Annotated in this window: 13 protein-coding genes; 5 read left to right on the plus strand and 8 right to left on the minus strand. The window is 71.0% G+C overall.

The window, feature by feature from the left end; translation table 11 throughout:
- The first annotated feature begins 78 nt into the window (after nt 1-78).
- Complete coding sequence (locus AC54T2_RS15055; RefSeq protein WP_206054563.1) at nt 79-756, plus strand: methyltransferase domain-containing protein; 678 nt, start codon at nt 79-81, stop codon at nt 754-756.
- Between the two features lie 24 nt (nt 757-780).
- Here AC54T2_RS15055 and AC54T2_RS15060 read toward each other — a convergent pair whose 3' ends face one another.
- From AC54T2_RS15060 to AC54T2_RS15070, 3 genes are read right to left on the minus strand one after another with little or no spacing between them, the layout of a single operon-like run.
- Complete coding sequence (locus AC54T2_RS15060; RefSeq protein ID WP_186342020.1) at nt 781-1803, minus strand: NAD-dependent epimerase/dehydratase family protein; 1023 nt, start codon at nt 1801-1803, stop codon at nt 781-783.
- Nucleotides 1800-2570, minus strand: coding sequence for a glycosyltransferase (locus AC54T2_RS15065; RefSeq protein ID WP_489976088.1), 771 nt, complete (start codon nt 2568-2570; stop codon nt 1800-1802). Before AC54T2_RS15065 ends, AC54T2_RS15060 begins: the two co-directional genes overlap by 4 nt.
- Nucleotides 2567-3760, minus strand: coding sequence for a nucleotide sugar dehydrogenase (locus tag AC54T2_RS15070; RefSeq protein ID WP_489976089.1), 1194 nt, complete (start codon nt 3758-3760; stop codon nt 2567-2569). Before AC54T2_RS15070 ends, AC54T2_RS15065 begins: the two co-directional genes overlap by 4 nt.
- 144 nt (nt 3761-3904) lie before the next feature.
- Here AC54T2_RS15070 and AC54T2_RS15075 point away from each other — a divergent pair, with 144 nt between their 5' ends.
- Together AC54T2_RS15075 and AC54T2_RS15080 are read left to right on the plus strand one after the other, a co-directional pair.
- The gene (locus tag AC54T2_RS15075; protein WP_496666587.1) at nt 3905-5734 is read left to right on the plus strand and encodes a hypothetical protein; all 1830 of its coding nucleotides are present in this window, start codon (nt 3905-3907) and stop codon (nt 5732-5734) included.
- Nucleotides 5731-6942: an acyltransferase family protein gene (locus AC54T2_RS15080; RefSeq protein ID WP_489976091.1), complete on the plus strand. Its 1212-nt coding sequence runs from the start codon at nt 5731-5733 to the stop codon at nt 6940-6942. The genes AC54T2_RS15075 and AC54T2_RS15080 overlap by 4 nt, the downstream gene beginning before the upstream one ends.
- Here AC54T2_RS15080 and AC54T2_RS15085 read toward each other — a convergent pair.
- Nucleotides 6828-10922: an alpha-(1->3)-arabinofuranosyltransferase domain-containing protein gene (locus tag AC54T2_RS15085; RefSeq protein WP_489976092.1), complete on the minus strand. Its 4095-nt coding sequence runs from the start codon at nt 10920-10922 to the stop codon at nt 6828-6830. The two genes, AC54T2_RS15080 and AC54T2_RS15085, sit on opposite strands and share 115 nt — an antisense overlap.
- Nucleotides 10919-11659: a methyltransferase domain-containing protein gene (locus tag AC54T2_RS15090; RefSeq protein ID WP_489976093.1), complete on the minus strand. Its 741-nt coding sequence runs from the start codon at nt 11657-11659 to the stop codon at nt 10919-10921. The genes AC54T2_RS15085 and AC54T2_RS15090 overlap by 4 nt, the downstream gene beginning before the upstream one ends.
- 46 nt (nt 11660-11705) lie before the next feature.
- On the opposite strand from AC54T2_RS15090, the gene AC54T2_RS15095 reads away from it, so the two are divergent.
- Nucleotides 11706-12863 carry a glycosyltransferase gene (locus AC54T2_RS15095; RefSeq protein ID WP_489976094.1) on the plus strand — a complete coding sequence of 386 codons (1158 nt, stop codon included), beginning with the start codon at nt 11706-11708 and terminating at the stop codon, nt 12861-12863.
- A gap of 27 nt (nt 12864-12890) precedes the next feature.
- On the opposite strand, the gene AC54T2_RS15100 is transcribed toward AC54T2_RS15095, so the two are convergent.
- Both AC54T2_RS15100 and AC54T2_RS15105 read right to left on the minus strand, forming a co-directional pair.
- Entirely contained in the window at nt 12891-13049 is a 159-nt protein-coding gene (locus AC54T2_RS15100; protein WP_186342013.1) for a hypothetical protein, read from the minus strand.
- 51 nt (nt 13050-13100) lie between these two features.
- Nucleotides 13101-14816, minus strand: a complete 1716-nt coding sequence (locus AC54T2_RS15105) for an MmpA family trehalose lipid delivery protein (RefSeq protein WP_489976095.1) — start codon at nt 14814-14816, stop codon at nt 13101-13103.
- Nucleotides 14817-14841: 25 nt separating this feature from the next.
- Between AC54T2_RS15105 and AC54T2_RS15110 the strand changes: the two genes are divergently transcribed.
- Nucleotides 14842-16110 (plus strand): lipopolysaccharide biosynthesis protein, encoded by a 1269-nt coding sequence (locus AC54T2_RS15110; protein ID WP_186342011.1) that lies wholly within the window; start codon nt 14842-14844, stop codon nt 16108-16110.
- On the opposite strand, the gene polA is transcribed toward AC54T2_RS15110, so the two are convergent.
- Complete coding sequence (gene polA, locus AC54T2_RS15115) at nt 16104-18806, minus strand: DNA polymerase I (protein ID WP_186342010.1); 2703 nt, start codon at nt 18804-18806, stop codon at nt 16104-16106. The genes AC54T2_RS15110 and polA overlap by 7 nt on opposite strands.
- Nucleotides 18807-18869 lie beyond the last annotated feature (63 nt).

The following is an 18869-nucleotide window of genomic DNA, read 5'->3' on the forward strand; positions in this document are numbered from 1 at the left end:
GGGTAGGGAATCGTGACCACCCCTGCCGAGCGTGTTCCGGGGGGCCTCGAGGGGGCCGTGACTGGCATAGTCACGCCCGTGTCCCACGACGACGTCGCCCGCGAGAGCGAGCACCTCCGCCGGCTCTACGCGCACCGCTTCGACCAGGACGCGGCCCAGCGCACGGCGCTCTGGCGCACCCTGTGCCGCTCCTACTTCCAGCGCTGGGTGCCGTCCGACGCGGTGGTGCTCGACCTGGCCGCCGGGCACTGCGAGTTCGCCAACAACATCGTGGCCGCGCGCCGGATCGCGGTCGACCTCAACCCGGCGGTGCACGAGCACGCCGACGAGGGCGTCGAGGCCCACGTCGCCAGCTCCACCGACCTGCACATGCTCGCCGACGCCACCGTCGACCGCGTGTTCGTGAGCAACTTCTTCGAGCACATCACCCGCGACGACATCCTCGCCACGCTCGCGGAGGTGCGACGCGTGCTGCGGCCGACCGGCAAGCTGCTGGTCCTGCAGCCCAACATCCGCTACTGCGCCCGCGACTACTGGATGTTCTTCGACCACGTCACGCCGGTCGACGACCGTGCCCTGGCCGAGGCGTTCGCCTCCACCGGCTTCCGCGTCGAGCTCAACCACCCGCGGTTCCTGCCCTACACGACCAAGAGCCGGCTCCCCTCGACCGACCGCCTGGTGCGGCTCTACCTCAGGTCGCCCTGGGCCTGGCGGGTGCTGGGCGGCCAGGCGTTCATGGTCGCCGTGCCGGACTGAACGGACAACCGACGGACGCGGGCCTCAGATGATCCCGTCGGCCATCGCCTGGCGCACCCACGGGACCACGACGTCGAGCATCTCGTCGAGGGACGTGGTGGCCTCGAAGCCCAGCACCTCGCGCGCCTTCGACACGTCGGGGACGCGTCGCTGCACGTCGTGCTCGAACGCGGGGTCGTGCTCGAGCGTGAGGGGGCGGTCGCCGTTGACCTTGGCCCAGATGATCGCGGCGAGCTCGCGGACGGTCGTGGACTCGGCCGTGGACAGGTTGAAGTCGTCGTTGCGGGCGGCCGGCGACTCCATCGCCTCGACGATGCCGCGCGCCAGGTCGGCGCCGTAGGTGTAGTGGCGCACCTGCTCGCCGTCGCCCAGCACGTGCAGCGGGTCCTGGCCCTTGAGCACCTTCTGGATCAGGTCGGGGACGACGTGGCTCATCGCGAGCTTGACGTTGCCGCTGGGGATCTCGACGTCCCCGAGCGCCCGCCCCTCCCCCACGCCCACGCAGTTGAAGGGCCGCACGATCGTGAACGGCAGGCCGTACTGGTCCCACGCGGCCCGAGCGAAGTACTCCACGGCGAGCTTCTGGAAGCCATAGGACGACAACGGCGGTGGGATCCTCCGCTCGTCACCCTCCACCGACGGCCAGTGCGTCGTGGACTCGAAGACCATCGACGACGACAGGTAGGTGACCTTCTCCAGGCCCCCCGTCGCGCGGGCCTTGATCGCGGCGTCGCAGGTGGCCGCGATGATCCGCTCGTTGGCGGCGAGCAGGTCGTAGGGGTAGGCGTGGAAGTACGAGATGCCGCCGATCAGTGCGGCACCCGCGACCAGGTGCTCGCACCCGTCCAGCAGCCGCTCCATCAGCGCCACGTCGCGCACGTCTCCCTCGACGAAGGTGTAGCGCGGGTGGTCGTCATAGGACTTCGTCACCGGGCCGTACTTGGAGTAGTTGTCCACCCCGACCACCTCGTGCCCGCGCGCGAGCAGCTCCTCGACGACGTAGCCGCCGATGAAGCCGGCCGAGCCGGTGACCAGGACGCGACTCATGGGTGGACCTCCTGCTGGTTCCTGAGGGCGATGGCCGCCGAGCGTCGACGGACCTCCTCGAGCGAGAGCTCCGGGCCGAAGGCGAACCGGTACCACCGGAGGTACTTCGGGATCCACGCCCTCAGCTCGAAGCGTGAGTGCCCGACGGTGCGGTCGAGCCAGATGGTGGGCAGCTCGGCCACCGGCCGGCGCAGCCGCCGGGCCTTCGCCGTGAGCTCCAGGCCGATCTCGAACCCGGTCCGGCTGTCGATGCCGACCTCGCGCACGAACGCGGTGTCGTAGGCCTTGAAGCTGTTGGTGGCGTCGTCGGTGCCGACGCGGGCGAGCATCCCGAGCGAGCGCCCGGCCGCGTGGGAGAGGGCCGACTTGAGCAGAGGGCCCCCGACCTGCTGGCCGCCCGGGGCGTAGCGGGACGCAGCGGCCACGACGACGCCGCGCTCGACCAGCCGGGCCAGCGGGTCGATCAGCCGCGGGTCGTCCGAGCCGTCGGCCATCGTCACCACGACCACCGGGTGCGCCGCGTTGTCGATGCCGAAGCGGATCGCGTTGGCCGGGCCGCGACCGTAGGTGCTCACGAGCGTGCGGACGCGGGGGTCGCCGCCGACGTGGTCGGCGACCGCCGCCACGGTGCAGTCGTCGGGGAAGTCCACGACCACCAGCACCTCGAAGTCGAGCGTGATCGCGTCGACGATGCGGTCGAGCACGGGGCGGATCGCCTCGTCCTCCTGGTAGGCGGGGATCACCACCGACACGCTGGTCGCGCTCACGTGAGCGACCCCTCGCCGCGCAGGTTCCACACGTCGACGACCTCGCACGCGATCGGGAGGTCGCGGTAGGCCTCGTGGGGGGCGCCGATGACGACGAGGTCGGCCGCGGCCAGGACCTCGTCGAGCGGGAGGAGCTCCGGGTCGTCACGGACGAAGGGGTCGCTCGTGAGCACGCGTCCGGCGCGGAACCGCAGCACGCGCTTGAGCCGGTAGGACAGGCTGGAGCGCCGGTCGTCGCTCTCGGCCTTGAACGCCATGCCCAGGATCGCGACCGTCATCGTGGAGAGGTCGTGGCTGGCCTCGATCCGCTTGACGATGTAGTCGGGCAGGCCCTCGTTGACGAGCATGGCCGAGTGCCCCAGCGGGAACGACCCGCCCGTCACCGACGCCAGCTGCATCGTGTCCTTGAACAGGCACGGCCCGGCGGCCAGGCCGGGTCCGGGCAGGTCCGCGGCCCGCGGGTAGTCCTGCGTCATCGCGTCGCGGATCCGCGCGAAGTCGAGGCCGAGGTCGTTGGCCATCATGAAGTACTGGTTGGCCGCGGCGAACTTGATGTAGCGCCACGAGTTGGTGAACAGCTTGGCCAGCTCGGCCTCCTCGGGCTCGAGCTCGACGATGCGGTCGGTGAGCCGGCGGAACAGGTCGCCGGCGCGCTTCACCGCTCCGGGCGTACGGGCCGAGACGATCTGCGGGAGCTCGAAGAGCTCGGTCATCGCTCGCCCTTCGGCGATCCGCTCGGGGCAGAACGCCAGGTCGACCCCGCTGTGGCCGGCGAGCAGCTGCTCGACGCGTCGGGTGACCCCGGGGAACACCGTGCTCCGCAGCACCAGCAGCTGACCCGCCCGCAGCTGGCCGAGCAGGTCGCCCACCGCGCGCGGGACGGCCTCCGGGTCGGGACTGAGGTACTGGTCGACGGGCGTGCCCACCACGACGATCACGACCTCGGCGCGCGAGACCAGGGACAGGTCGTTGCGGGCGATCAGCGCGCCGCTGGCGAGCGCCTCCGCGAGGGGGCCCTCGACCCCCGGCTCGAGGAACGGCGCGACGCCGTCGCTGATCGACGCGACGGCGGCGTCGTTGATGTCGTGGATGGCCACGCGGAGGCCGCGCGAGGCGAAGGCGACCGCGAGCGGGAAGCCGACGTGCCCGGCACCGCCCACGATGCAGACGTCGATGTCAAAGGCCCCCACACCGTCTCCTCGTCCTAGGCAACGGGCTCAACCTACCGCTCCGTGTGCCCCGCGGTCGTTGAAGGAGGACAACTCGCAGCGCTCGTAGATGACGTCCTTGCTGCGGGCAGATCTTGTGACATGATCCCCACCCGTGGAGGACCGATGAAGCACCGTGGCTGGGCGTCTCAGCCCTCCCTCGCAAGGCATCCGGGCTCGGTCGTTGTGGTCGGGCTACTGCTCATCGCGGGACAGCTTGGCTTGCGCGCGTGGGCAGTCTTCCCGAGCTTCTTCTACGCCGATGACTACGTCCTGCTGGCCGACGCCAGGGACCGCGGGTCGTCAGGCGCCGGATACTACTTGGAGGACTTCAACAGCAACCTGATCCCAGGGGTGAGGCTGCTCGCGGTGGCGGTCGAGCAGGCAGGCACCCTCGAGTGGCCCCTCGCTGCCTCCATCGCGTTGCTGCTCCAGGCCGCAGCCAGCCTCTCCGCGCTGGCGATGCTGCTCAACCTGCACGGTCGGCGGTGGGGCATCCTGCCGCCGCTGCTGCTCTACCTGTTCTCCGCGGTCACAGTGCCCTCATACATGTGGTGGATCGCCGCGCTGTGCCAGCTCCCGTTGCAGATCTGCTTCTTCCTCGCCGTGCTGGCATGGGTCAACTACCTGCGCCGGCGTTCCCTCCCCTGGCTGGTCGCCTGCGTGACGCTCGTGGTGGTTGGCCTCGCCTTCTACACCAAGTCAGCACTTATCGCACCGGTGCTCGCCTTCATCGCTCTCGGCTACTTCGCCAGCGGTTCGAGGATTGCGCGCGTGCGCGGGGCCATTGCGGCCTACTGGCCCGCCCTGGTCGTCTTTACGGTTCTGCTGGGTAGCTATACCGCCTACTACCGCGCGACCGTACCCCAGCCGTTCGCGGATGAGGAGGGTGCGCAGATGGGCCAGGTGCTCTCGTCGATGCTGGGCACCAGCCTGCCCACCTCGCTGGTCGGCGGGCCCTGGAGGTGGTGGGACACCACTCCGCCGGTCGTGCTCGCGCAGCCACCCATCTGGGCCATTAGCCTCAGCAGCATCGCCCTTGTCGCCGTGGCCTGCTATGGCTTCCTGCGGCGCACCCGCACGCTCCGCGCCTGGGCCATGCTGACGGCCTACGCCGTGGCGCTGGCCGTCCTGCTCGGCGCCAGCCGCGGCCAGATCTACGGAGCGCTGTCCGGCCTCGAGTTTCGTTACCTGACCGACGTGGCATGTGCGGCGACACTCGCCATCGGACTGGCGTTCATGCCGCTCCGTGGCGCTGTGGAGACCACGGAGGTACGCGCCGAGCCCTTGCTCGTGTGGCGCGCGCCGTGGTGGCTCACGACCGCTACCTGCATCGCAGTGACGACGGGGGGCGTGGTCAGCACGGTCGGCTATGTCGGCTTCTGGCACCACGACAACGCCTCCGCGCACTTCATCGAGCGCGTGCGCGGCGATGTGGGGCGGCTCGGTCCGATCGACTTGGTTCCCCAGACCTTGCCGGACACAGTGATGCCCGCGTACACCTCCCCCATGAACCAGAGTCCAGACTTCGTCGACCTGCTCGACCTGCCGGTGACCTTTCCCCAGAGCAGCGACAGGTTGGGCATGATCGACGATGATGGATCGGTGCACGGCATGATCGTCGGGCCGGGACCGAGGACGGCTCCCGGGCCGTCCGCGGGCTGCGGGTGGCGCGTGGGCGAGGGTGGTCGCTCGCTCCGCCTAGACGGGGCCGCCGGTTCCCAGATCGCCCCTAACTGGATGCGCATCGGCTACCTGGCGAGCCAGGCCTCGATCGCGGAGGTCACCGTCAACGGGATCACACGCCAGGAGTCAGTGCGACAGGGGCTCAACAACCTCTACCTGCAAGTCACAGGAGATCCCCGCACGGTCCGCATCGACGGACTCGAGCCGGGCACGACTCTCTGCGTCGACACCGTCGAGGTCGGCCCGCAGGTGCTGGGACCGGCCTGGTGAGCACGGTGGAACTCCGGCACGAGTTCCCGGTGCTCGACACGTGGCGAGCAGTCGGCGCGCTCGCCGTCCTGACGACCCACACCACCTTCCAGACCGGGACCTACCTCGGTCATGGGATCTGGGGAACCCTTCTTGCCCGACTCGACGTCGGCGTGGCGATCTTCTTCGTCCTGTCGGGTTTCCTGTTGTCCCGACCCTGGTTCGCGAGGGCGGCCCTCGACATGCCTGCGCCCGACGCGCGCATCTACTTCCTCAAGCGCTTCCTGCGCGTCTATCCCGTCTACGTCGTGGCGGTCGTGCTCGCTCTCGCCCTTCTGGAGGACAACGAGGCCACGGGTCGGACCACGTGGGCTTCGAACCTGCTGGTTGCCGACACCTACGTCCACGACCGACTGCCGCACGGGCTCACCCACATGTGGAGCATCACGTCAGAGGTCGCGTTCTACCTCGTCCTCCCCCTCCTGATGATGCTCTGCCTCGGCGTACGACGCCCCAGGATCCACCGGCGCCGAGTTCATCTCACGCTGCTCGCCATGGTCGTGACGGCGGCCCTGTGGCAGACGGTCCTCGTCGAGGCGCTCGACGTCCGGACCGACGGGGCCCCCGGGCTCTGGCTGCCGGGCTACCTGACGTGGTTCGCGGCCGGGATCTGGCTGGCGCTGGTCCACGTGGACCTTCACTCGGGACGATCAGGTCGCGTCGGCGATCAGGTGGCACGCCTGGGCAGCCTGCCCGGGACGTGCTGGATGATGGTCGTCGGGCTCATGCTGGTCGCGGCGACTCCCATCGCGGGTCCTGTGATGTTCGTCGCCGGCACGCCAGCACAGACGCTGGCCAAGAACCTCATCTACACCGCAGTCGGCGTCCTTGTCGTCTTGTCGGGCGTGCTGGCCAGCACGGACGGCGGCTACAGCAGGCTCCTCTCCTCGCGCCCGCTCCGGCATCTCGGCCACATCTCGTACTCGGTCTTCTGCATCCACCTGGTCGTGCTGGCCCTCGTGTTCGAGCTCACGGCATACGACGTGTTCAGCGGCGACGGTCTCCAGGTCTGGGCGCTGACGCTGGTCGTCACGCTCGTCGTCTCGGAGGTCCTCTACCGCTTCGTCGAGAGCCCCTTCATGCGCCTGGCGGCGAGGCGCAGGGGCGGTGACCCGTCGAGCGCGGCCAAGGCACAGACGCCCGAGAGGGCCACGACGCAGCAGAGCTGAGGCCAGGCGAGGTCGCCGGCCCATCCCTCGCTCGCCCCCCAGGGTCGGACGACGTAAGCCATCCCCGACGCCGCCAGCGGAGCTGTCACCACGAGCAGCGCGACCTCGGACGGGAGCCGCCTGCCCGTCACGGCCAGCAGGACACCGAACGTCGCCGCCGCCACGCCGGGCCAGCCGGCGAGGAAACCCGACACGACGGCGACCATCGGCAGCGAGACGGCCGTCCCCCAGCGGCGCCCTTGCACCGGTCGATTCTGGCGTGCGCCGGCCCGAGACGGTGCCGCGGCGACGAGCAGGAGGAGCAGGAGCGTCACCAGGCCGAGCCCGAGTGAAGCCCGGTAAGCCGTGTCAGGGACGAAACGGATCCGTAGGGTGCCTGCCCCCGGGGCATCCCAGCCCTGGCGCCACCCGTCAAACGTCACAGGCCGCGCCAGTTGGCCGTCCCATGCGCCGTCCCAGCCCACGTTGGCGTTCTCTCGTGTTGCCACGACCTCGCCGCCGTCGACCTCCACGGACCGGGAGGCATCGTCCGCCACTGACGTCCGAGCCGGGGTCACCAGCTGTGGGTCCACCCCACCGAGCACCAGCGAGTCCGGAGCGAACGTCGACGAGGACTGCATCTCGATCTCATTGCGGCCAGCGAGCAGGTCGACCTCTCCCGGCCCGCACAGCTCGGCCGAGGTTGCCTCCCCGGCGGCGAGCGAGCGCGGCTCGATTGCCACGCGCGTGCGATACGTGCGGTTGTTGATGCGCAGGCTCGGCCCGGTGCCGCACCTGGAGTCGCGTGCTGTGGCGGGTAGTCGCAGGGGAAGGTAGGAGAGCCCATCGAGCCGGAGCTCGGTGATCCCCACCGGCACGGGAGTCGCCGCACCGTCGAATGCCAGGTCGGTCGCGGCCTCGGCCTCGCCGACCTCGAGCGTCAGCTCCGTGGTACGGATGGCGGGGAAGCGTGCCCGCCCAGACTCGAGCTCCACGGTCCGCGAGCCACCCGGCCAGGTGATCTTCAGGGACTCCGGCTCACGAGCTGCGACCTCGCGCGCGACATCCAGCGCGACACCCGTGATGCGCTGCTCGCCCAGCCACCTCAGCCGCAGTTGTGGCCTCACATCGTCATGGCCGGCGATCCACGTCGTCCCTTCGTCCCCGTCGATGGCGGCAAGCACGCCCGCCCGAACGTCCCGGACACCGGTGCTGGACCCCGTTATGCCGACCGGCTGGTCCTGCAACAGGAGGTCGTCCAGCTCAGGACCAGCGATCGGGGATACCTCGATCCGTGCGCCGTGGGAGATCGCGTTCGGCAGAGTGACGACGCGCGAGAAGCCCCGCGGCTCCTCCTCGTCCGACGCCTTCTGGGGGGAGCAGCGGACGTCCCTGTCCACGGTGGCGCACCCGGTCCGGGCGTCTACCAGCCTTCGCAGCACGACAGCGTCCGGGTTGCTCCACGCCGACGGCAGCGAAGGGACGACGAGATCGCGCGTCACGTCGATCCCGAGGTCCACCTCGGCGAGCACGGTCTGGTGGAACGGGCGTTCGGAGATGTCGTCGACTCGCAGATGAGAGACACGACCGGGAACGGCCACCGTCACTGTCTCTCCAGCGGCGATCCGCAACGTTCCGCTGGACCAGTCCCCGGCCGAGACGGCCAGCACCTCGTCGCTCCTGTCACCCACGGTGATGGTGACCTTGCCCAGCTCGCGTGCGGTGTCGAGGTCGACTCGCCACCACGCAGGGGCCTCGGTGCGCCCCGACCGCCAAGCGGACCCGGTGAAGCCGTCGAGGGCGGCGTACGGCATGTCCGCCGGCTCGATGGCGCCGCCGGCGTCGACATCGGACTGGGAGACCGAAGCCGTGACCCCCTTGATGCCCGACACTGCAGAACGGGTCTTCCACGACGCCGAGTCCTCGAGCTCGTAGTCCGGGAAGCGCGCGACGCTACGACGAGCATCGTCCGCTTCCAGGACCTGGGAGGTGGCATCGTGGATGCGGCCGAAGGATCGCTCGACGCTCCTCAGACCGTCCGTAAGGATGATCGGTCCACCCTGTTGGTCGTCTCCGACGTCCGTGGCGAGCCGCACAGGGGCGTCGGAGACCACGCCGAGGTCTGCGAGGTCGACCAGGTCCTCGGGGCCCCCGACCACGGTGACAGGCCGGCTCGGCGCGACGACTGCGAAGGTGGACGGGTCGGAAACCTCATAGACCTCGACGGCAGCAAACCTAGTCTGCCAGCCCCCGTTGATGACGGCCTTGCCGATCTCTCCGTCTATCTCGGCGTCGCCCCCGACCTCCGGGCCGAAGGACGCCACCCGTGTCACGCCAGGGCTGGAGTCGAGCGTCTGGTGGACCAGCACGGGATCCGGGATGTCGGATGACCGGACCAGGTCGTTGCGGACGACGAGGTGGCTCACGCCTGCTCGACTGAGGTAGCGAGTCAGGCCCACACTGCCGTTCCCCTCGTTGAAGCGCTTCTCTACTTCGTCGAGCATGCGGATGTTGCCGGTGGGTGCCAGCGGGACGGCGTTGCGTATGGCCCAAGGGGCGCCGGCAAGGGCCTGGAGCGGTTCGTCACGCGGAGTTCCCCAGACGTACGTGCCGAACGACGAGCCCGGCACCAGAAGCGCCACACCCGAGTCCTGGCTCTCCTCGAGGAACGTCGCGGCGTCGGTCCAGTACTGCGGGATCTCGCCGAAGCCGCCCGACGGTGTAAGGCGCCCCAGAGTCACGGGCATCGACGCTCCGACTACGGCCATGACAAGGGTGCCGGCGAGGATGCGTCGGTTCGCGGACGTCGATACGTCGGGTTCTGCGGATCGGGTGCGCCGTCGTCGCGCACGAAGCTCGTCGACGACATATGCCAGCCCTATGACCAGGGGCAGCCGGATCACCGGATCGAACTTGTGGACGTTGCGGAGGGGGGCGAGCGAGCCGTCGAGCCAGTCGTTCATCGGCTGGGCAAACCATCCCTGGACGGCGCCGAGGTGGCCCATCGTGACAAGGACGAGTCCGACGGCCAGCCCTGACCACAGGAAAGCCTTGTGCCGGTTGCGTCGAAGCGCCAGACCCGCGACGCCGGCCACCATGAGGACCACCGAGTTGAGCACGAGGTACGGCTGCGTGATCAGGTCGTTGCCGGCTCGGGACCCCTCGTCGATGAACGGGACCCAGTTGGAGGTTCCCCGCAGTGCGTCGAAGACCGTGGTCGGGAAGGTGGTGATCGGCGCAGACTCGATGTAGTCGAGGAACGGCGGGCTGTAGGCACCCAGCAGGAAGAGCGGAACCAGCCACCAGACCGTGCCCAGGAGCGTGGCGATCGGCCACCACACCAAGAGCTGGGTGCGTCGCGGTCCACGCTCACGCGTCAGGAGCCACACCGCGCTGAGGGGAACCACGGCAAAGGTCGCAGCGGCATTGACGCCACCCACCATCGCGACGGCCAGACCAGCGAGGGCTGCCGCGCGCCGCGGCGAGCCCCGGGTCGCACCGACAACCAACGGGATGAGGACCCAGGGCGCGATCGCGCTGGGCCACCCTTCGATGGAGCTCGGCCCCAGCACGGTGAGCATCCGGGGTGACAGCGCGTAGGCCAGGCCCGCAGTGATCGCAGCCAGGTCGGAGCGGACGTTGAGAGTCTTGGCCAGGAGCGCAGCCCCGACCATCGCCACGCACATGACCAGGCCGACCCACAGACGCTGGGTCACCCAGCCGGGAAGGCCGAGCACGTCCCCCAGGAGGAAGAACGGGCCCATGGGCCACAGGTACCCGTAGGCCTGGTTCTGGAGCTGCCCGAACGCTCCCTGCGCATCCCACAGGTGGGCTGCCCGAGCCAGGAACTCGGCAGGGGCAAGCGCGAGATCCAGCTTGGTGTCGGCGACTAGGAGACCGGCCGACTGAGTCATCGCCAGGCCGATGAGCACCACGCAGGCAGCGGCGAGCCGCATCCCGAAGGGGGACTGGGCACGTGGGAACCCGTCCTGGGCGTTCACCTCCTCCTCAGCACGAGCACGAGGTTCCACGTCACCACCTCTCGCAGTCCGGGCACCCGCAGGAGCCAGCGGCTCCACCACGGGTTGTAGCGCGGGAGCACGTGCACGACGTCGGCCCCCTGCTGGCTGTGTGCCCACCGCAGTCCGTCGGCGACAGAGACCGCGAACAGCGACTCGCCGAATTGGTTCTTCGGCTCGTGGCCGTGACGGCGCGCGTAGCGGCGCCGGGCCAGCCGTCCGCCCAGGTAGTGCCACGGTGCCGTCTCGTGCCCGCCCCACGGGCCCCACCAGGTGGTGTAGCTGATGAAGACCAGCCCGCCCGGCCGGGTGACCCGCACCATCTCCTCCGCCATCCGCCACGGCTGCTCGACGTGCTCGAGCACGTTGGAGGAGTAGCACACGTCCACGGACGCGTCGCGGAACGGGAGCTGCATGCCGCTGCCGAGGACGGTGCGCGCGTCGATCTCACCCGTCCCGGCCAGCTCGCCGGCGTCCGCATCGAGGGCGACGTAGGAGGCCCCCGCCGACTCGAACGCCTGCCGGAAGTAGCCCGGCCCTCCCCCGACGTCGAGCATCAGCTGGCCGTGCAGGTCGTGGTACTGCGAGACCTGGAGGGCGGAGTCACGGGCCAGCGCGGTGTAGAACCGCGCCGGGTCGGACTGCTCGTGCCGGAACTCCCGGAACAGGTGCAGCGACCGGGAGAGGTCGGCGCGCCACGGCGGGTTCCTCGTCAGCACCCGCAGACCTTAGCCGACAAGTGACTCGGCGGTAGGGTTCGGCCCGATGACCGACCACGACGAGCTCGCGGGCCGCCATGTGGCCTTCCTCAGCTGGCGCGACACCCGCAACCCCGAGGGCGGCGGCGCCGAGCGCTACCTCGAGAAGATGGCGCACGGGCTGGTCGCGCGCGGCGCCGACGTCACCATCTTCTGCGCCGCCCACGCCGCGGCTCCGCCCGAGGAGGTCGTCGACGGCGTCCGCTTCGTCCGGCGCGGGTCCAAGCTCAGCGTCTACGCCGAGGGCTTCCGCGCGCTCGCCCGGGGCCGGCTCGGGCCGGTCGACCTCGTGGTCGACGTGCAGAACGGCCTGCCGTTCTTCACCCGGGCCGCCACCCGCGCACCCGTCGTCGTGCTCGTGCACCACGTGCACCGCGAGCAGTGGCCGGTCGTCTACCCGGGCCTCGTCGGCAAGGTGGGCTGGGCCATCGAGCACCGGCTCGCACCGTGGCTCTACCGCTCTAGCCAGTACGTCGCGGTGTCCCGGGCCACACGCGACGAGCTGGCCACCCTCGGCGTGGACCGCCGACGCATCGCCGTCGTGCACAACGGCACCGACCCCGTCGTCGGCTCCGGGACGGGCACGTCGGCGCACCCCATGGTCGCGGTCGTCGGCCGGCTGGTCCCGCACAAGCAGGTGGAGCACGCGATCGACGCCGCCCTCACGCTGCGCGAGCGGTACCCCGACCTGCGCCTGCACGTCGTGGGCGGCGGGTGGTGGGAGGCCGAGCTGCACCGCTACGCGTCCGAGCGTGGCGCGAGCGACACGATCGTCTTCGAGGGGCACGTCGACGAGCGGCGCAAGCACGAGATCTACGAGCAGGCGTGGACACTGGCCCTCCCCTCGCTGAAGGAGGGGTGGGGGCTCGTCGTCGGCGAGGCCGGCATGCACCGCACACCCACCGTGGCCTACCGCTCAGCAGGCGGCACGCGCGAGTCGATCGCCCACGACCGCTCGGGGGTGCTGGTGGACCGGCAGCAGGACTTCGTCGAGGCCCTGGGGGCGCTGCTCGGCGACCCGGCGCTGCGGGCCCGCCTGGGCGACGGGGCGCTCGAGATGAGTCACCGGTTCACGTGGGAGCACGCGCAGGAGTCGTTCGCCCACGTCGTGGCGGCCGTGCTGCGTGGCGAGAGGGTCGACGCCCAGGACCCCGACGCCGAGTGAGCGGGACCGAGGCCGCTCAGCGCGACGTCACTCGCTGGTGACCCCGTAGCTGAACTCGGGCGAGTTGATCGTCCCCGGGGACTGCTCGGGCGCGCTGGTCTGGTTGGTGACCACGCCCATCAGGGTGGCAACGGCGAGCCCGCCGCCCACGATGCAGCTGACGATGGGTGCGACGATTGATCCCATGTGCGTGTGATCCTCCCTAGGCGATGCCAGCAAGGTACCAGCCGGTAGCCCCTACTGCGCAACTATCCGTCCGGCCCGTCGCCGGCGCCACACGGCCAGGAACAGCGCGAGGACCGGCAGGCCGCACCAGCCTCCCCACGCCAGCGCCATCACCACCGTCCACGCGGTCGGCACGCCCGAGGGCGGCCGTCCGGGACCGACGTCGACGAGGGTGAGGTCGTCGAGCTCGCCGACCTCCTCGCCGGCCACCTCGGGCACCTCGACGCCCGGCAGCCGCTCCACCACGACGTACCGGACCCCGGCCTCGCGCAGTCGCGCGGCGCGCTGACCGGGATCGGGCGCGGCCAGGGCGCGGCGCACGTCGGCGGCGCTCGGGTCCTCCCCCGCGAGTGCCCGCCCGTCGACGACGAGACGGTCCTCGACGACGACACGGCCCGGCAGGTAGCGGCCGAGAGGGGCCAGCACGGGGCGGGCGTCGTTGTTCCACGCCGGTGCCCGATAGCTCTGGAACGGCAGCAGGGCGACGGTGCCCTCGGGCAGCGCGCGCAACTCGTCGACGAGCGCGTCGTAGGACGCGGGGTAGTCGACCGCGCTCACCCTCCCCGACAGGCCGAGAGCCGCGTCCGGCATGAGGGCGACGGGCACCAGCACGCACGCCAGCGCGATCATCGCGCGGGAGAGCGCGTCCGGCAGCAGCCGCACCAGCGCCTCCGCCCCCCGCCCGGCCAGCACCGCGGTCAACGGCGCCGCGAGTGCCAGCAGCCGCGAGCCGTCGCGCAGCACGCCCGCTCCGGGCACGGTGCTCGCCAGCCAGCCCGTGACCCCCGGCAGCGCCCACGCCGCCAGGGTGAGGCCCAGGCCCACGGCCCAGCACCACACCAGCGCCCGGCGCGGTCCCTGCGGCACCTCCGACCAGCCGCGGCGGACGCCGAGGACGGCAAGCGCCACGAGCACGAGGGCCATCGCCACCGCCAGCGGACCCGTGCGCGAGTCGGGGACCACCGCGGCGTTCCAGATCCCGCCGAGCGAGAGGAACGTCAGCGGCGCGGGCAGCATCCCCTCACCGCTCGGCGCGAAGACGTCCGCCCCCGCGGCGCTCGACGTGGCGCTGCCGGCGTGGAGCAGGCCCGAGACGACCCACGGAAGGTTGGCCAGCACGACGAGTCCCGCGAGCGCCAGCCATCGGTCGCGCCGGCGGCGGGCGGCGGAGACGCAGGCGGCGAACGCCGTGACGAGCCCCGTCGACGCGCTCAGGCTGCCCAGCAGGAGCAGCACGGGGAGCCGGGCGGGCATGACGCCCGACCTGCGCCACGCCGTGCCGGCGAGCAGGACCCACGGCAGCACGCCGTAGCCCACCAGAACCGGCCAGTGGCCGATCGCCAGCCGCTCGACCACGAACGGGTTCCACACCGCCACCGACACCGCCACGAGGCGTGCCACGACCCCCGGCCCGACCAGGGCCGCCGCACCGGTGCCCGCGGCCACGAGCGGCAGCAGCAGCACGAGCTTCTGCAGGAGCATCCCGCCCAGCACCTCGTCGAGGACCGCCACCACCGCGTCGGACGGGACCGCCCGCGGCAGGGCGGTGCCGAGGCCCAGCGCGTCCGCGCCCAGACGCAGGTCGGGCACCCACACCATGTCGTAGCTCAGGACGTACCCCGGGCCGAGCGCGCCGCCCAGCAGCAGCACGGCGAGCGCGGTGGCCCAGGCCGCCGGCCACAGCAGCGAGCGGGTGCGCGCCGTCGCCCGATCGCCCCGTGCTCCCACGGTGGGACACCTTAGGGTGTGCCGCATGCCCACACGAGCGCGCGACCGGTCCGACGCGGTCGCCGGTCCCCGCGGCAGGCTCGAGCGCCTGCTGGGCGGCAGCGGGCAGATCGCCGTGGCGATGCTGCTGATGAACCTCGCGACCTACGGCTTCACCATGACGGCGGCGCGGATCATCGGGCCGGTCCCCTACGGCGCGTTCTTCGCGCTGATGAACCTCGTGATGATCATCAGCGTCGTCATGCTCGGCCTCCAGGCGACCGCGGCCCGCCGGATCAGCTCGGATCCCGCCCACGTCGGGCAGATCGAGCGCGAGATCCTCCGGGTCTCGCTGCGGGCGTCCCTCCTCCTCGGCGCCGTCCTCCTCATGGGGGCGCCACTCCTCAACACGCTGCTCGACCTCGACAGCCTGCCGACAGCGGTGCTGGCCGCCTTCGCCGCGGTGCCGATGACGATGACCGGCGCCCAGGCGGGGATCCTCCAGGGTGAGCGGCGCTGGCGCGAGCTGGCCGTGCTCTACGTGCTCTCGGGGGTGCCGCGGCTCCTCGTCGGGGTCGTGCTGATCCTCTGGCAGCCGACCGAGTTCATGGCCTTCCTCGGCGTCACGATCGGCTTCTACGCACCATTCCTCTATGGGCTCGCCGTGCTGCGCCACGGGCGCGTGTCCGGCGAGACCCACGAGCGCCACGGGTTCGGGCCGATCATCAAGGAGGCGGTCGTCAACTCGCAGGCCCTCTTCGCCTACTTCGCGCTCACCAACGTCGACATGCTGGTCGGGCGCTCGGTCCTCGACTCGCACGACTCCGGGCTGTACGCCGCCGGCCTGATCGTCTCGCGGGCGGTGATGTTCCTGCCGCAGTTCGTCGTGGTCGTCGCGTTCCCCTCGATGTCGACGAGCCGCAACCGCTCGCGCGCCCTGGCCGGCAGTCTGCTGCTCGTCGGCGGCCTCGGCGGCGCGTGCGTGCTGGCCACCGCCGTGCTCCCCGACCTCGTGCTGGTCTTCGCCGGCGGCGGCGACTACGAGGAGGTGCGGAGCCTGCTGTGGGTGTTCGCGCTGCTGGGCACGTGCATGGCCGTGCTCCAGCTGCTGGTCTACTCGGTGCTCGCCCGCCAGGGCACGATGTCGATGGTGCTGATCTGGGTCGCGTTCGGCGTCGTGGTCGCCGTCGCGTCGACGCTGGTCTCGACCGTCGGCGAGCTGCTCGCGCTCGTGCTGAGCGTCGACGTGATGCTGCTGGTGGTGCTGCTGGCGATCAGCGCGGTCACGCTGCGCGGGCGGTCCCCCGCTCAGTGAGCGGCGTCGTGCCAGCTGCGCCCGGTGCCGATCGACACGTCGAGGGGCACGGCCAGGTCGGCGGCGCCGCCCATCTCGGCGCGGACGACCTCCGCCAGCGCGTCGCCCTCCCCCGGCGCCACCTCCAGGACGAGCTCGTCGTGGACCTGGAGCAGCATCCGTGAGCGCAGCCCGTGCTCGGCCAGGGCGCGCTCGACGCCGAGCATCGCGACCTTCACCAGGTCGGCAGCCGAGCCCTGGATGGGGGCGTTGAGCGCCATCCGCTCCGCGGTCTCGCGGCGCTGGCGGTTGTCGCTGGTGAGGTCGGGCAGGTAGCGACGACGCCCCATGATCGTCTCGGTGAAGCCCGAGCGGCGCGCCTCGTCGACGACGCCGGTCAGGTAGTCGCGGACCCCGCCGAACGTCTCGAAGTACTCGTCCATCAGGGCCTTGGCCTCCGAGGTGGAGATCCGCAGCTGCTGGGACAGTCCGAACGCCGACAGGCCGTAGGCGAGCCCGTAGTTCATCGCCTTGATCTTGGCGCGCTGCTCGACGGTGACGTCCTCGGCCGCGACACCGAAGACCCGGGCCGCGGTGATGGAGTGGAAGTCCTGGCCGGAGCGGAACGCCTCGATGAGCAGGGCATCCTCCGACAGGTGCGCCATGATGCGCATCTCCACCTGGCTGTAGTCGGCCGTCAGCAGCGCCTCGCCGTCCTTGCCGACGACGAAGCCCTCACGGATGCGCCGGCCCGCCTCGGTGCGGATCGGGATGTTCTGCAGGTTGGGGTCGGTGCTGGAGAGCCGACCCGTGGCCGCGATGATCTGGTTGTAGGTCGTGTGGATCCGCCCGTCGGGGGCCACCGACTTGAGCAGGCCCTCCACCGTCTGGCGCAGCCGGATCACGTCGCGGTGGCGCAGCAGGTGCTGGAGGAAGGGGTGCTCGGTCTTCTCGAACAGCTGCTGCAGCGCGTCGGCGTCGGTGGTGTAGCCGGTCTTGGTGCGCTTGGTCTTGGGCATGTCGAGCTCGTCGAACAGCACCACCTGCAGCTGCTTGGGCGAGCCGAGGTTGATCTCCTTGCCGATCACGTCGTAGGCGTCCTGGGCCGCGGCGCGCACCTGGTCGCCGAACTCCGACTCGAGTCCCTCGAGGTAGTCGACGTCGACGGCGATGCCCACCTGCTCCATCCGCGCGAGCGTGCCGATCAGCGGCAGCTCGACCTCGTGCAGCAGGCGGGTGCCGCCGTGCTCCTCGACCGCGTCGTCGAGCGCGTCGGCGAGGTCGAGGACGGCCCGGGCGGTCAGCATGGCCGTGTCGCTGGCCGTCGTGTCGTCCATCGCGTCGAAGCTCAGCTGGTCGGCGTCGACGGTGTCCTGGCGCAGCTCGCGCTTGAGGTAGCGCAGGGTGAGGTCGGCGAGGTCGTAGGAGCGCTGGTCGGGCTGGACGAGGTAGGCCGCGAGGGCGGTGTCGACCTCGAGGCCGGCGAGCTCCCAGCCCCGGGCGGCCAGCGCGAGGCTCGGGCCCTTCGCGTCGTGGACGGCCTTGGGGCGCGAGGGGTCGGCGAGCCAGGCTGCGACAGCGGCGTCGTCGTCGGTGTCGATGTCGGTCACGTCGATCCAAGCCGCCTGGCCCTCGCGCGTCGCCACGGCGAGGGAGACCACGTCGCCGGTGCCGGCGCGCCAGCTGCCCTGGACGGACAGCCCGACCCGGGTGCCCTCGGGGGCGTGCTCGGCGAGCCACGCGGCCGCCTCGCCCGTGCCGAGACGACGGCCGTCGAGCTCGAAGCCCGACTCGGCCTCGACGGCGTCGTCGGGGGCGGGGTCGATGGTGTCGAGCAGCCGGGCGCGCAGCTCCCCGCGGAACTCGAGCTCGTCGAGCAGCTCGAGGCCGGCGGTGCGGTCCCACGGCTGCCGGACCAGTCCGTCGGGGCGTACGGGCAGGGTGAGGTCGCGGACCAGGGCGTTGAGCCGGCGGTTGCGGATGACGTCGCCGAGGTGGGCGCGCAACGACTCGCCCTTCTTGCCGGTGATCTCGTCGGCGCGGGCGATCACGTTGTCGAGGCCGTCGAACTGGTTGATCCACTTGGCGGCGTAGCCCTGGCCGACTCCCGGCACGCCGGGCAGGTTGTCGGAGGTCTCGCCGACGATCGCCGCCAGCTCGGGGTAGCGCTCGGGCGGGACGCCGTACTTCTCCTGCACCGCTGCCGGCGTCAGCCGGGCCAGCTCGCTGACCCCTCGCATCGTGTAGAGCACGGTCGAGTCGTCGGTGACGAGCTGGATGGAGTCGCGGTCGCCGGTCATGATCAGCACCTCCATGCCCTCGGCGAGGCCCTGAGTGGCGAGCGTGGCGATGATGTCGTCGGCCTCGTAGCCGTCCATCGACAGGTGCTGGATGCGCAGCGCGTCGAGCACCCGGCGGATCAACGGCAGCTGGCTGCCGAACTCGTCGGGGGTCTTGTTGCGCTTGGCCTTGTAGTCGCTGTACTCCTCGAGCCGGAAGGTCTGGCGCGACTTGTCGAACGCCACGGCGACGTGGGTCGGCCGCTCGTCGCGGAGCACGTTGACCAGCATCGAGGTGAACCCGTAGACCGCGTTGGTGTGCTGTCCGGACGCGGTCGCGAAGTTCTCCACCGGGAGGGCGAAGAACGCGCGGTAGGCCAGCGAGTGGCCGTCCAGCAGGAGGAGGCGGGGGCGGGTCGTCTCGCTCGTCTCGGGCACCCGCCGACTCTAGCCGCCGCCGACGACAGCGGGCCCCGAGCCCCGGCACCGCACGGGCCCGCG

Source organism: Nocardioides sp. Z35_8, assembly GCF_059621125.1.